Genomic DNA, 14,261 nt, shown 5'->3' on the forward strand with positions numbered 1-14,261 from the left:
CTATGGTGAAGAATACTTTATTGCAAGTTTGGCCGATACCGGCTTTTGATGACAATTACCTTTGGTGTATCCATGATGGCCAGTCTGCCTTGATTGTTGATCCAGGTGATGCTGCCCCCGTACTGCAATATCTCGACCAAAATAAGTTGACTCTGACTGGTATTTTAATTACCCATCACCATGCAGATCATACTGGCGGCATTCTGACTTTACTCAATACCCTTGGTTCGACTATCCCAGTTTATGGCCCTGCCGCGATTGATATTCCGGGTCGTACCAATGCCTTGATGGAGGGTGACAAGATAGAAGTAGCTGCGCCACGTCTTAGCCTTGAGGTTTACGAAGTGCCTGGCCATACTTTGAGTCATATTGCTTACTTTGCGAACATGCAGGCCAATGTAGTTGAGCCTATGCTGTTCTGTGGTGATACCTTGTTTGCGTCTGGCTGCGGTCGTTTGTTTGAGGGTACTCCAACGCAGATGAGCCAGTCTCTCGCGAAGTTTATCGCTTTGCCCAAAAATACGCTGGTGTATTGCACCCATGAATACACCTTATCCAATATTCGCTTTGCGCTGGCGGTTGAGCCCAATAATGCCAATCTGATTACTTGGGCGCAAACTGCTAAAGCTCTGCGCGATCAACATCTACCAACATTACCAACGACCATCGGGCAAGAATTGCAAGTGAATCCATTTATGCGTTGTGATCAACCGGCCGTGATCGATGCCGCTCTCGAGGTCTCCGGTGAAAAATCTCTACCTACGCCAGCACATGTCTTGGCAGTAATTCGGGCGTGGAAGGATCGGTTCTGATGTTGTGGCGTTATGCGGTGATATCACTGATTACGGTATTAACGGGTTGTGCCAGCACTGGAGATTGGTCCTCTGATGTGCCGACACGTCAGGATCCCCGCGCCTCTAACGCAAAACGGGTAAATCTAAAAAATCAATCCGTAAGCGACTTGTACGCACCATCGAGCAACCTCTGGATTCGGATTCGGGATGGCTTTGAGATGGCGCCCATGAATACGCCGCTGGAGATCGAACAAGTACGTTGGCTTAGTGCCCGCCCAGACTATGTTCATCGCTCAATGGCTCGTTCCTCACGCTACTTGTTTTATATCGTGCAAGAGGTGAATGCACGCAAGATGCCAACAGAGATCGCTTTACTTCCGTTTGTCGAAAGCGCATTTGTGACGCACGCCAAATCTAGTGCAAAGGCTATGGGCTTGTGGCAATTTATGCCTGCAACTGGTAAAGATTTTCGATTAACGCAAAACGTTTTTAGGGATGAGCGTAGAGATGTCTTGCAGTCTACTGATGCGGCCTTGGATTACTTGCAACGTTTGCATAAGCAGTTTGGCAGTTGGGATCTCGCTTTGGCTGCCTACAACTGGGGCGCAGGGAATGTCTCAAAAGCACAGAAACGCAATCTTGCTGCAGGGCTCCCTACGGATTACCTGAGTCTCAAGATGCCCAATGAGACTCGAAACTATGTTCCGAAGTTAATGGCTTACCGGCAGATTGTTTTGGATCCCAAAGCTTATGGCATTGTTCTGCCGGATTTAGAAAACCATCCTTATTTCGTTGCTGTGGATGTCGGGTCTGATATCGATGTGGCTCTGGTAATACAGTTGAGCGAAATTCCGGAGGACGAGTTTCATAGTCTGAATCCCTCATTTAATAAGCCGGTCATCTTGAGTAACGCTAATCAGCAAATCTTGCTACCGTTTGGACATGCCGAGGTTTTCCAGGAAAATCTCAAGAAGTACACCAAGCCACTATCTTCTTGGTCGGCAGTACAGGTGACCAAGACGGAATCAGTTGAGCAAGCCGCAAAAACGCTAGGTGTTGATGCTGAAACTTTACGAGCAGTCAATGGCATTCCCAAAAGTATGAGAATTCGGTCAGGTTCAACGGTTCTAGTGCCTAAAACTAGCCAGCGCCCAGGGGATATCTCAGTGGCATTAGCCGAAAACGGCAGTCTCAATTTGGATAAGTCAGCGCCAAAAAAATGCGCAAAGGGGGCTAAATGCCCTGTTACTAAGCCTGTAAAAGCTTCAGCTAAGGGTAATTCTTCTGCAAATCAGCATAAATCCGCATCGACAGGACTTGCAAAATCTGCGAAAAATGGATCTTCGAATACAACTAGCTCGACTCCCAAGGCTTCAACTGGCAAGGGGGCCAGCAAGATTCAGTAAACCCAGACACTTTAATTTACTTATTTAGGTTGACCATGTCCTATAAATCAGAACACGAACGCTCCATTAAAGACCCAGATGGATTCTGGGGAGAGCAGTCAAAGCTTATTCATTGGGAAAAGCCATTTCACAAAGTTCTGGATTACGCAAACCCTCCGTTTGCCAAATGGTTTGAGGGTGGCTTAACCAATCTTTGCTACAACGCAGTTGACCGTCACCTCAAAGATCGTGCTGAGCAGATCGCTCTAGTCGCTGTTTCAACAGAAACCAATCTAGAAAAAGCATACACATTTAAAGAGCTTTACGAAGAGGTCAATCGTATTGCGGCCATCTACAAAGCGAACGGCGTTCAAAAGGGCGATCGTGTGCTGATTTACATGCCGATGATTGCTGAGGCTTGTTTCGCAATGCTCGCTTGTGCACGCATTGGTGCAATTCACTCCGTGGTGTTTGGTGGCTTTGCATCCCATAGTTTGGCATCACGTATCGATGATGCAAAACCGAAAATGATTGTAACTGCAGAAGCGGGCGCGCGTGGTGGTAAGGCAGTCCCTTATAAGCCTTTGCTCGATGAGGCAATCAAGCTGGCGAGCTACAAGCCTGAAAAAGTCCTGATCGTGAATCGTGGCCTGACTGAGTTCACCGCAGTGGCTGGTCGCGACTTGGATTACGCAACCGAGCGCCAGAAACACCTCAATGATTTAGTGCCGATTGAGTGGGTGGATGCAACTCACACTTCATATATTTTGTATACCTCTGGCACCACTGGTAAACCTAAAGGTGTACAACGTGACACCGGTGGTTATGCAGTTGCCTTGGCTTCCACTATGAAGCATATCTTCTGCGGTAATCCTGGCGAGACCATGTTCTGTACGTCAGATATTGGTTGGGTGGTGGGCCACAGCTACATCATTTACGCACCATTGCTGAACGGCATGGCAACCATTCTTTATGAAGGTACGCCCTTGCGTCCTGATGCAGGTATTTGGTGGGAGCTGGTTGAGAAGTACAAAGTATCAGTCATGTTCTCTGCACCAACTGCAGTTCGTGTTCTCAAGAAACAAGATCCTGCCTTCTTGACTAAATACGATCTCTCGAGCTTGCGAGCTTTATTCTTGGCAGGCGAGCCTCTAGATGAGCCAACAGCAACATGGATTCATGATGCGATTAAGAAGCCGATCGTGGATAACTATTGGCAGACAGAAACAGGTTGGCCGATGTTGGCAATTCAGCGTGGCGTGGAAGTGATGCCACACAAGTTTGGTTCGCCTGGTGTTCCGTCATTTGGTTACAACATGAAGCTATTGGATGATGCTACTTCGGAAGAATTGGGACCAGATCGGAAGGGCGTTATTGCGATTGAAGGGCCTTTGCCTCCAGGCTGTATGCAAACCGTTTGGGGTGACGATAAGCGTTTTGTGAGTACTTATTGGGAAACTATCCCCGGTAAGATGATTTACTCTACTTTTGATTGGGGCATTAAAGATGCGGATGGCTACTTCTTTATCTTAGGACGAACCGATGATGTGATTAACGTTGCTGGTCATCGCTTAGGCACCCGCGAGATCGAAGAGAGTATTTCTGGTCACCCAAATATCTCAGAAGTGGCAGTAGTGGGCATTGAGGACAAACTCAAGGGCCAGGCTGCGATCGCCTTTGTGATTCCAAAGGATGCCTCTGATACAGCTACTCTAGAAGCAGAGTGCATGAAAACTGTCGACACCACATTAGGTGCAATTGCTCGTCCAGGCCGCGTTTATGTGGTTACGGCTTTGCCCAAGACACGTTCAGGCAAGATCGTCCGCCGCGCTCTCCAGGCTGTAGCTGAGGGGCGCGATCCAGGTGATATCAGTACCATGGAAGATCAAACCGTTTTAGCTCAAATTAAGACCATCATCGAACACAGCGCAAAGTCTTAAACCTAGCTTGGTAGCATCAAAAACAAGCCCCTGTGTCGTGTGACTCAGGGGCTTGTTACCTTGCAAGCCCGATTGGCTGGGAATCCAAGGGTTTATACGCAAAAATGGTATGATTGATGGGTTCAAAACTTAATAAATTACCCTAGCGCTTAAAGACACTCACCTCCCGCACAAACATTTCTGGGTTGGTCTTTTTGGGGTGTTGAGCGTCGGATGGAGCAGGGACTGGAGATGGTTTGTCACCCTTGCTTCCTTCTTTTCCTCCCGCCGTGTTGGCTTTAGCTGACGGCACTATATTTCCCGGTTTTAGTATTGGCGCTCCTGGCGACACTACCGGCGAAGTTGTTTTCAATACCGCACTTACTGGCTATCAAGAGATCATTACTGATCCTAGTTATTCACGCCAAATTGTCACCTTGACTTATCCACACATCGGAAACGTTGGGGTAAATGGGCAAGATGCTGAGTCCGATCAGATTCATGCGGCTGGCTTGGTTGTGAAAGACCTTTCTAAGCGTGTCTCGAATTTCCGTTCTGAAGAAAGTCTGGATAGCTACCTCATAAAAGCGGGCGTAGTGGGCATCTCTGGTATCGACACCCGTAAGCTCACTCGTATTCTGCGTGATAAGGGCGCCCAGTCTGGCGCGATTGTCGCCGGCAAGATGGGTGATGACGTAGAGGCCCTCGGTAAGAAAGCCTTGGAACTGGCTAAAGCCTTCCCGGGTATGGCTGGTTTAGATTTGGCTAAAGTCGTGACAACAAAAACTCCATACCAATGGCGTGAAGCTGAGTGGGACCTGCATGGCCCTGACGATGCCCCTGCATACAGATCCTTAGATGTCAGCAAGCCAATCAAAAAAGTCGTTGCCTATGATTTTGGTGTGAAGCGCAATATTTTGCGCATGCTCACCGAACGTGGTTGCGAGTTAACTATTGTTCCTGCGCAAACCAGTGCCGCCGAAGTGTTAGCAATGAATCCCGACGGTGTGTTCTTATCAAATGGCCCCGGAGATCCTGGTCCTTGCGATTACGCAATTGCTGCTGCAAAAGAAATTATTGAGAAGGGTGTTCCGACTTTCGGCATTTGCTTGGGCCACCAAATTATGGGTTTAGCTGCTGGCGCTAAAACCTTGAAAATGAAGTTTGGTCACCATGGTGCAAACCACCCTGTAAAAGATTTGGATACGGGGCGCGTAGCGATTACTTCTCAGAATCATGGCTTTGCAGTTGATGCGAAAACTTTACCTGACAATATTCGTGTTACGCACGTGTCTTTATTTGATGGATCACTGCAAGGCCTGGCTTGGAAAGATAAGCCTGCTTTGTGTTTCCAAGGGCACCCTGAGGCCTCACCGGGCCCTCACGATATTGCCTATTTATTTGATCGTTTTGTGGAGCTCATGAATGCTGCAGCTGTTGGTAATAAGGGGGGCAAATAATGCCTAAGCGTAGCGACATTAAGAGCATTCTCATTATTGGCGCTGGTCCAATTGTGATTGGACAGGCCTGTGAGTTTGATTATTCTGGTGCACAAGCTTGTAAAGCCCTGCGTGATGAAGGTTACAAAGTTATTTTGGTGAACAGCAATCCTGCCACCATCATGACTGACCCAGAGATGGCGGATGTGACATACATCGAGCCAATTACTTGGGAGGTAGTGGAACGCATTATTGCCACAGAGAAACCCGATGCCATTTTGCCAACGATGGGCGGTCAAACTGCTTTGAACTGCGCACTCGATTTACATCGCCACGGTGTTCTTGAAAAATACGGTTGCGAATTGATTGGCGCTTCACCAGAGGCGATTGATAAAGCGGAAGACCGTCAAAAGTTTAAAGATGCGATGACCAAGATTGGTCTAGGATCTGCGAAGTCTGGCATTGCGCACTCCATGGATGAAGCCCATGAAGTACAGCAACGTATTCAGAAAGAAACTGGCAGCTTAGGTTTCCCAGTCGTGATTCGGCCTTCATTCACTATGGGCGGATCAGGCGGTGGTATCGCTTATAACCGCGAAGAATTCGAAGAGATTTGTAAACGCGGTTTAGATTTATCACCAACCCGCGAGCTCTTGATTGAAGAGTCCCTCTTGGGTTGGAAAGAGTTCGAGATGGAAGTGGTGCGTGACCGTGCCGATAACTGCATCATCGTTTGCTCAATTGAAAATTTAGACCCAATGGGTGTGCACACTGGTGACTCGATTACGGTTGCTCCTGCGCAAACTTTGACGGACAAAGAGTATCAAATTCTGCGCAACTCTTCGATTGCGGTTTTGCGTGAGATTGGTGTGGATACTGGTGGTTCAAACGTGCAGTTCTCGATTAACCCAGTCGATGGTCGCATGATCGTCATTGAGATGAACCCACGTGTATCACGTTCATCTGCATTGGCTTCTAAAGCAACTGGTTTCCCGATTGCTAAGATCGCTGCGAAGCTGGCAGTGGGTTACACCTTAGATGAGTTAAAAAATGACATCACTGGTGGCGCAACTCCCGCATCCTTTGAGCCATCGATTGACTATGTTGTGACAAAGATTCCTCGCTTTGCGTTTGAGAAGTTCCCGCAAGCAGATTCACGTTTAACCACGCAGATGAAGTCCGTGGGCGAGGTGATGGCTATTGGCCGTACATTCCAAGAATCATTCCAAAAAGCATTACGGGGTTTAGAGGTTGGTGTTGATGGTCTTGATGAAGTTTCTACTGATCTGGATGACATCATTCAAGAAATCGGTGAGCCAGGCCCAGATCGTATTTGGTATTTGGCAGATGCTTTCCGTATGGGTATGGGCTTGGATGAGGTTTACAACGAGACGAAGGTGGACCCTTGGTTCTTGGAGCAAATCGAAGAACTCATCACTATGGAGACTGAGCTCAAGCAGCGCAAGCTCGATAGCTTGTCAGCACCGGAGTTGCGTTTCATTAAGCAAAAAGGTTTCTCAGATCGCCGCTTAGCGAAATTATTGGGAGTAGACCCCTCTTCCGTTCGCGCAGCACGTCATCGCCTCAAAGTGGTTCCGGTCTACAAGCGGGTAGATACCTGCGCTGCTGAGTTCTCAACGAATACGGCGTATCTGTACTCCACCTACGAAGCTGAGCATGGCGAGTGCGAATCTCAGCCAAGCAATAAAGATAAGATTATGGTTTTGGGTGGTGGCCCTAACCGTATCGGTCAAGGTATTGAGTTTGATTACTGCTGCGTTCATGCCGCCTTAGCAATGCGCGAAGATGGTTATGAAACCATCATGGTGAACTGCAATCCAGAAACGGTTTCTACTGACTACGACACATCCGATCGCTTGTACTTCGAGCCTTTGACTCTGGAGGATGTTCTAGAGATCGTCGCCATTGAAAAGCCAAAAGGCGTCATCGTTCAGTATGGTGGCCAAACTCCGTTGAAGCTGGCTTTGGATCTCGAGGCTAATGGCGTACCAATTATCGGTACGTCACCAGACATGATTGATGCTGCAGAAGATCGTGAGCGCTTTCAAAAGTTATTACATGAGTTGAATTTGCGTCAGCCGCCTAATCGTACCGCCCGTGCGGAAGATGAGGCTCTGAAGCTTGCTGAAGAAATTGGTTATCCATTGGTAGTTCGACCTTCCTACGTATTAGGTGGCCGCGCCATGGAAATCGTTCACGATGGCCGTGATCTTGAGCGCTATATGCGCGAGGCAGTCAAGGTTTCTCATGACTCTCCAGTATTGCTAGATCGCTTCCTGAACGATGCGATTGAGTGTGATGTGGACTGCATTAGTGACGGTCAGCAGGTATTTATCGGTGGTGTGATGGAGCACATTGAGCAAGCTGGTGTTCACTCAGGTGACTCTGCCTGTTCATTGCCGCCGTATTCCTTATCCGACGAGACGATTGCAGAAATCAAACGTCAAACCGCAGCGATGGCGAAAGGTCTGAACGTAGTTGGTTTGATGAACGTACAGTTTGCGATTCAGCACGTCGATGGTAAAGATGTTATCTATGTGCTTGAAGTGAACCCACGCGCCTCTCGTACCGTGCCATTTGTATCGAAAGCAACTGGTTTGCAGTTAGCCAAGATTGCAGCTCGCTGCATGGTGGGTCAAACGCTAGAACAGCAGGGCATTCTGAATGAAGTTAAGCCAGCTTACTACTCGGTAAAAGAAGCTGTGTTCCCATTCAACAAGTTCCCAGGCATTGACCCGATCTTAGGGCCAGAGATGCGCTCTACAGGTGAGGTAATGGGTGTTGGTAGAACTTTCGGAGAGGCGCTCTTCAAATCGCAATTAGGTGCCGGAATTAAATTACCTAAGAGTGGCACTGTGTTGTTAACCGTGAAAGATAGCGATAAGCCTAAAGCAGTTGAAGTTGCTAAGCTTTTGCATCAATTGGGATTCCCAATGGTTGCTACAAAAGGTACTGCCGCAGCTATTGAGGCAACTGGCTTACCGGTACGCGTAGTTAATAAGGTTAAGGATGGCCGACCACACATTGTTGACTTGATCAAGAATGGTGAGATCTCTCTGGTATTTACTACTGTTGATGAAACTCGTACTGCAATTGCAGATTCACGCTCTATTCGTACTAGCGCTCAAGCTAATAATGTGACTTACTACACTACGATTAGTGCGGCACGCGCGGTAATGGATGGTTTGATGGCATCTCAAAATGGTAACAAAGGGTCGCTTGAGGTGTATTCATTGCAAAATCTACACAAGACTCTCAATTAAATTAAATGAGGTAAGAAGCATGAACACAATTCCGATTACCAAGCGTGGCGCAGAGCTCCTGAAAGAAGAGTTGCATCGCTTAAAGCATGTAGAGCGTCCATCCGTGATTAATGCAATCTCTGAAGCGCGTGCACAAGGCGATCTATCTGAGAATGCAGAGTATGACGCTGCCAAAGAGAAGCAAGGCTTTATTGAAGGTCGTATTCAGGAGCTTGAAGGAAAGCTATCTGCAGCGCAAATCATTGATCCGGCCACTTTGGATGTCAACGGTCGCGTAGTATTTGGTGCTACGGTAGATCTTGAAGACTTAGAAGATGGTACCAAGCTCACTTATCAAATTGTAGGTGACGATGAGGCCGATATCGCAGTCAATAAGATCTCGATTAGCTCGCCTATTGCTCGCGCTTTGATTGGTAAAGAAGAGGGCGATGTGGTTGCAGTTCAGGCTCCCGGCGGCAATCGCGAAGTAGAGATTCTCGCGGTCCGTTACCTCTAATACAAAGCAGAGTCCATATGCAGACTTTAGAGACTCCGAATCATATGGGGGCTCAAAGACTTTTTATTGTGATTGCTGGTTTATGGGTAGGCAGCATCCTGACTGTGGGCTACTTGGTTGCCCCAGCTATTTTCAGTACGATGACTGATCGACAAGCTGCCGGAATGGTTGCTGGCAGCATCTTTAAATTGGAGGCCTACCTCAGCTTGATTGTGTGCATTGGTCTCATGGTTCTAGCCAATCTCTTGGTTAATCGCGGGCTTAATCAATTTAGGCTTATTCGTTGGCTCTTATTGGCAATGCTACTCTGTGCAATCGCAGCTAGCTTTATCTTGATCCCCTGGATGAACACCTTGAGAGATGATGCCCTTATTCAAGGTATGCCAGTCATGCTTTCTCCCTCAGCCACTGTGTTCGGAAGGTTGCATGGCGTCTCCAGCATGCTGTTTATGCTGCAGAGTCTTTTGGGAATCTTTTTGGTCTGGCGACTAACTAAGAGGTAAGTTAAGTCAAAAGCAAGTTAAAAGAAGTGCAATAAAAAACGCCGACTAGCGACGTTTTTTTAGCTACAGTACTTTTTAATACTCTAGAGTTCAAGAGCCCAATGATTTCTTCTTAGTGCTACTCATGCGTACCTTGCGTTTCTTGATTGGGGCAGGTGCTGCAACTGCTTTGCGGTAGCCGGGTGAAGACCAACCAATTTTTGATTCAGCAGCATCAGCACGAAGAACCCGTTTCTTAGGGGCAGCGCTTTTGACCGCAGCTGCTCTTTCAAAGGGCGACTTGCTAGCAGCTAAGCGTCGATCTGATCTCTCAGAAGTGCTAGTACGAATGCCAGCTTTCGCTATCACACGATTTGGCTGGCGCTTAGTACGGGGTGCTTGTAATGTCTTTTTAGTTTGTTTACTAGATCTACTCAAATTCACGAGTGCTGCATCGACAATATCAATCGGCTTCCAGAGCACCAGCAATTTTCCAATGTGCTGAACGGGTGCGGCGCCTAGCTTGTCGCAGAGCTCCTCATAGATAGCGATGCGTGATTCACGATCATCGCCAAAAACGCGAACTTTAATCAAGCCGTGATGAGAGATGGCTGATTTAGCCTCTTTAATCACCGCAGGGGTCAGGCCATCTCCACCAATCATGACGACTGGGCTGAGCCCATGAGCGTCAGCTTTAAGGGATTTCCGCTGTGCGGGTGTAATAGTAAGTGCAGTCATGGGCTCGATGATAGAGCATTAGGGCTTGTAAAACAGGGCTTTCGGCTTTGTTTGAGTCAATATCAAGATGTTTCCAGTCGATTCCTTTTGCCTTGTAGAGCATAAACAAGGAAAATGATTAGTGAAAGTGGGTAAGTTGTGGCAAAGAATAAATTTAATAAAAGTTGGTTACAGGATCACCTAAATGATCCGTACGTGAAGATGGCTCAAAAAGAGGGTTATCGCGCACGAGCCGTGTATAAGCTGAGCGAAATAGATGAGCAGGATCGACTCATCAAAGCAGGTATGACGATTGTGGATCTCGGAAGCGCCCCTGGGAGCTGGTCTCAGTACGCCCGCAATCGCCTGACTGAGCTCGGTAAAAATAACCCCAATATTGAATCTGGTAAGCCAGATGGAATCATTATTGCGATCGATATTCTGCCGATGGAGGATATTGCAGACGTTTCCTTTATTCAGGGGGATTTTCGCGAGGATGAGGGTTTAAAGGCGCTGGAGGCACTTTTACCGGCAAATGCAGGTGGAAAAGTCGATTTTGTGATGTCTGATATGGCCCCTAATTTATCCGGAGTGGGGGTGGCGGATGCGGCCCGAATGGCCTTTTTGGCTGAAATTGCCTTGGATTTTTCAGTTCAGCACTTGAAGTCTGATGGGGCTTTATTGATTAAGTGCTTTAACGGTAGCGGCTACAGTCAGATCGTGGAATCCTTTAAAAAGGTCTTTAAATCAGTGGCTTCCAGAAAGCCAAAAGCCTCTAGAGCCAAGTCCTCAGAAATCTTTTTACTCGGCCGAGACCTTAAAGCACCCAAATAACCCCCCAAAAGAAGGGGTTTATAAAATAAATTAGCTCTTCGCTATTGAAAAAGCCTAGTAGTAGAATCAAATACTTAGGTATAGCAATCCGCTTTAACTCCCGGATTAATCCGGCAAAGGTCTCCTTTTGAATAGCAATATGTTGCAAAAAATCGGTGTGTGGCTCATTGTGGGTTTGGTCTTGTTCACTGTTTTTAAACAGTTCGACAAGCCTAAAGATCAGAATCAAGTCACGTATTCTCAATTCATGGATGATGCCAAAGCAGGCAAAGTCAAGCGAGTGGATGTGCAAGGTCGCACATTGCAAGTGACTCCAAACGACGGCAACAAATATTCCATCATCTCCCCGGGAGATATCTGGATGGTTGGCGACCTGATGAAGTTTGGTGTCCAGGTCACTGGTAAAGCAGATGATGAGCCGAATATGTTGGTTTCTGCTTTGTATTACCTTGGACCTACTTTATTGATTATTGGTTTCTGGTTCTTCATGATGCGTCAGATGCAGGGTGGGGGTAAGGGCGGTGCATTCTCTTTCGGCAAATCCAAAGCGCGCTTGATTGATGAGAACAGCAATACGGTTACTTTTGCTGATGTTGCTGGTTGCGATGAAGCAAAAGAAGAAGTCTTCGAGATTGTGGACTTCCTCAAGGATCCGCAAAAGTTTCAAAAGCTCGGTGGTCGTATTCCGCATGGCATATTACTGGTAGGTCCTCCAGGTACCGGTAAGACCTTGTTGGCGCGTGCGATTGCAGGCGAAGCAAAGGTTCCCTTCTTCTCCATCTCTGGATCAGACTTTGTGGAGATGTTTGTTGGTGTTGGCGCCTCTCGTGTGCGCGACATGTTTGAGAACGCCAAGAAAAATTCTCCTTGCATCATCTTCATTGATGAGATCGATGCGGTTGGTCGTCATCGTGGTGCTGGTATGGGCGGCGGTAATGATGAACGTGAACAAACTCTCAACCAAATGTTGGTAGAGATGGATGGTTTTGAAAGTAATAGCGGTGTGATCGTTGTTGCTGCAACTAACCGTTCCGACGTGTTAGATAAGGCCTTGTTGCGTCCAGGACGTTTTGATCGTCAAGTGCATGTTGGCTTGCCAGACATTCGTGGTCGTGAGCAAATTTTGCAAGTGCATATGCGCAAAGTTCCAATTGATCCAGATGTGGATGCGGCCGTATTGGCACGTGGTACCCCTGGATTCTCGGGCGCAGATTTAGCAAACTTGGTCAATGAGTCTGCATTGTTTGCAGCACGTCGTAATAAGCGTGCCGTCGATATGAAAGACTTTGAAGATGCAAAAGACAAGATCTATATGGGTCCTGAGCGCAAGTCTGCAGTAATGCGTGAAGAAGAGCGTCGTAACACGGCGTATCACGAGTCTGGTCATGCTGTAGTTGCCAAAATATTGCCTAAGGCTGATCCAGTCCATAAAGTCACTATCATGCCGCGCGGCATGGCTTTAGGTGTGACATGGCAGCTGCCTGAGTTTGATCGTGTGAACTTGTACAAAGATCGCATGTTGGAAGAGTTAGCGATTTTGTTTGGCGGCCGCGCTGCTGAGGAAGTGTTCTTACACTCGATGAGTACGGGCGCTTCAAATGACTTTGAGCGTGCCACCAAAATGGCCCGTGACATGGTCACCCGTTATGGCATGAGTGATAGCTTGGGTACGATGGTTTATGTCGATACCGAGTCTGAAAGTATTTTTGGGCGTAATAGCTCGAAGACGGTTTCAGAGTTAACTCAGCAAAAGGTGGACGCAGAGATTCGTGCCTTGGTGGATAGTCAGTACGCATTGGCAAGATCGATCCTCGAGCAAAACCGTGACAAGGTTGAAGCCATGGTGACTGCTTTGCTTGAATGGGAAACTATTGATGCCGAGCAGATTACCGACATCATGGAAGGTCGCCCACCACGCGCTCCGAAGCCACCACCAGCAACCCAGTTTGGTAACTCTGCTGGTACGCCTGGTCCTGCTGCCGGGGCTGCTCCAGCCACTGCTTAGCAAAGTGAGCAAGCAAACTCTGCCCGCAACATGGTGTTGCGGGCGTTTTCTTTTTGACTTTAGCAAACGTCAGCGCCCACTAGTGATGGGTATTCTCAATGCCACGCCAGATTCCTTTTCGGATGGTGGCAAGTTCAGAACTCCAAGTGATGCTATTGCTCAAGCGGAGCGCATGATTGCTGATGGTGCAGACATAATTGATATCGGCGGTGAGTCGACTCGCCCTGGTGCTGAACCCGTCTCTCTGCAAGAAGAATTAGATCGCGTCTTGCCAGTGATAGAGGCTTTAAAAGATTGTGGCGTCGCTTTATCAATTGATACATACAAAGCCGAGACTATGCGTCAAGCTCTTAAGGCTGGAGTTGATTTCGTTAATGACATTTGGGCATTGCGACAAGAGGGTGCGGTAGAGGCTATTATTGAGAGTGATCAGCGCAATCCAAGCAAACAGTGCGGCCTTATCCTAATGCACATGCAGCGCGATCCACAGACTATGCAATTTGATCCTGAATATCAAGACGTCATCGCAGAAGTGAAACAGTTTTTACAAGAGCGCACAAAGTCACTGCAAGAGAAGGGTGTTGCTCAAAACCGCATCGTCATTGACCCTGGTTTTGGCTTTGGTAAAAGTCTGGAACACAACCTTAAGATGCTGGCCGACTTTGATCAATTTTCGCAATTGGGTTACTCGGTATTGGCGGGGATGTCTCGTAAATCTATGTTGGGAAAATTAACGGGTCGCGATACCAATGACCGTGTAGCACCTAGTGTGGCAGCCGCTATTCTGGCTGCCGATCGGGGGGCTCGTATCATTCGCGTCCATGACGTTCAGGAAACAGTCGACTCCTTGAAGCTCTGGGAGGCTATTCAGGAATAATCTGTTTAGTCAAATAGCCACAAGTTTTA

11 protein-coding genes are annotated in these 14,261 nt (G+C 47.7%); 10 read left to right on the top strand and 1 reads right to left on the bottom strand.

From position 1 onward, the window contains the following. Nucleotides 1-2 precede the first annotated feature (2 nt). The 7 genes from gloB to FD967_RS04160 all read left to right on the top strand — a co-directional run bounded on the left by gloB (nucleotide 3) and on the right by FD967_RS04160 (nucleotide 9,820). Nucleotides 3-812, top strand: coding sequence for a hydroxyacylglutathione hydrolase (gene gloB / locus FD967_RS04130; protein WP_215326869.1), 810 nt, complete (start codon nucleotides 3-5; stop codon nucleotides 810-812). After that, a complete protein-coding gene (locus tag FD967_RS04135) occupies nucleotides 812-2,200 on the top strand; it encodes a transglycosylase SLT domain-containing protein (RefSeq protein WP_215326870.1) in 1,389 nt (462 codons plus the stop codon). Before gloB ends, FD967_RS04135 begins: the two co-directional genes overlap by 1 nt. Before the next feature lie 35 nt (nucleotides 2,201-2,235). Next, nucleotides 2,236-4,119 (top strand): propionate--CoA ligase, encoded by a 1,884-nt coding sequence (locus FD967_RS04140; RefSeq protein WP_215326871.1) that lies wholly within the window; start codon nucleotides 2,236-2,238, stop codon nucleotides 4,117-4,119. 245 nt (nucleotides 4,120-4,364) lie between these two features. Beyond that, entirely contained in the window at nucleotides 4,365-5,558 is a 1,194-nt protein-coding gene (gene carA / locus FD967_RS04145; protein WP_215327161.1) for a glutamine-hydrolyzing carbamoyl-phosphate synthase small subunit, read from the top strand. Further along, complete coding sequence (carB, locus tag FD967_RS04150; RefSeq protein WP_215326874.1) at nucleotides 5,558-8,821, top strand: carbamoyl-phosphate synthase large subunit; 3,264 nt, start codon at nucleotides 5,558-5,560, stop codon at nucleotides 8,819-8,821. Before carA ends, carB begins: the two co-directional genes overlap by 1 nt. A gap of 19 nt (nucleotides 8,822-8,840) precedes the next feature. After that, entirely contained in the window at nucleotides 8,841-9,317 is a 477-nt protein-coding gene (gene greA / locus FD967_RS04155) for a transcription elongation factor GreA (protein ID WP_215326875.1), read from the top strand. 17 nt (nucleotides 9,318-9,334) lie between these two features. Continuing rightward, the gene (locus FD967_RS04160; protein ID WP_251369092.1) at nucleotides 9,335-9,820 is read left to right on the top strand and encodes a DUF4149 domain-containing protein; all 486 of its coding nucleotides are present in this window, start codon (nucleotides 9,335-9,337) and stop codon (nucleotides 9,818-9,820) included. A gap of 90 nt (nucleotides 9,821-9,910) precedes the next feature. Here FD967_RS04160 and FD967_RS04165 read toward each other — a convergent pair whose 3' ends face one another. Then, nucleotides 9,911-10,537, bottom strand: coding sequence for a YhbY family RNA-binding protein (locus tag FD967_RS04165; protein ID WP_215326876.1), 627 nt, complete (start codon nucleotides 10,535-10,537; stop codon nucleotides 9,911-9,913). Nucleotides 10,538-10,675: 138 nt separating this feature from the next. Between FD967_RS04165 and FD967_RS04170 the strand changes: the two genes are divergently transcribed. The 3 genes from FD967_RS04170 (at nucleotide 10,676) to folP (ending at nucleotide 14,232) form a co-directional block, all read left to right on the top strand. Further along, nucleotides 10,676-11,350, top strand: coding sequence for an RlmE family RNA methyltransferase (locus FD967_RS04170; RefSeq protein WP_215326877.1), 675 nt, complete (start codon nucleotides 10,676-10,678; stop codon nucleotides 11,348-11,350). A 127-nt stretch (nucleotides 11,351-11,477) separates the two neighbouring features. Then, nucleotides 11,478-13,355: an ATP-dependent zinc metalloprotease FtsH gene (ftsH, locus tag FD967_RS04175; RefSeq protein ID WP_215310012.1), complete on the top strand. Its 1,878-nt coding sequence runs from the start codon at nucleotides 11,478-11,480 to the stop codon at nucleotides 13,353-13,355. Between the two features lie 4 nt (nucleotides 13,356-13,359). Then, complete coding sequence (gene folP / locus FD967_RS04180; RefSeq protein WP_371819312.1) at nucleotides 13,360-14,232, top strand: dihydropteroate synthase; 873 nt, start codon at nucleotides 13,360-13,362, stop codon at nucleotides 14,230-14,232. The last annotated feature ends 29 nt before the right edge of the window (nucleotides 14,233-14,261 follow it).

This window comes from Polynucleobacter sp. JS-Mosq-20-D10, assembly GCF_018687755.1.
Taxonomy (GTDB): Bacteria; Pseudomonadota; Gammaproteobacteria; order Burkholderiales; family Burkholderiaceae; genus Polynucleobacter.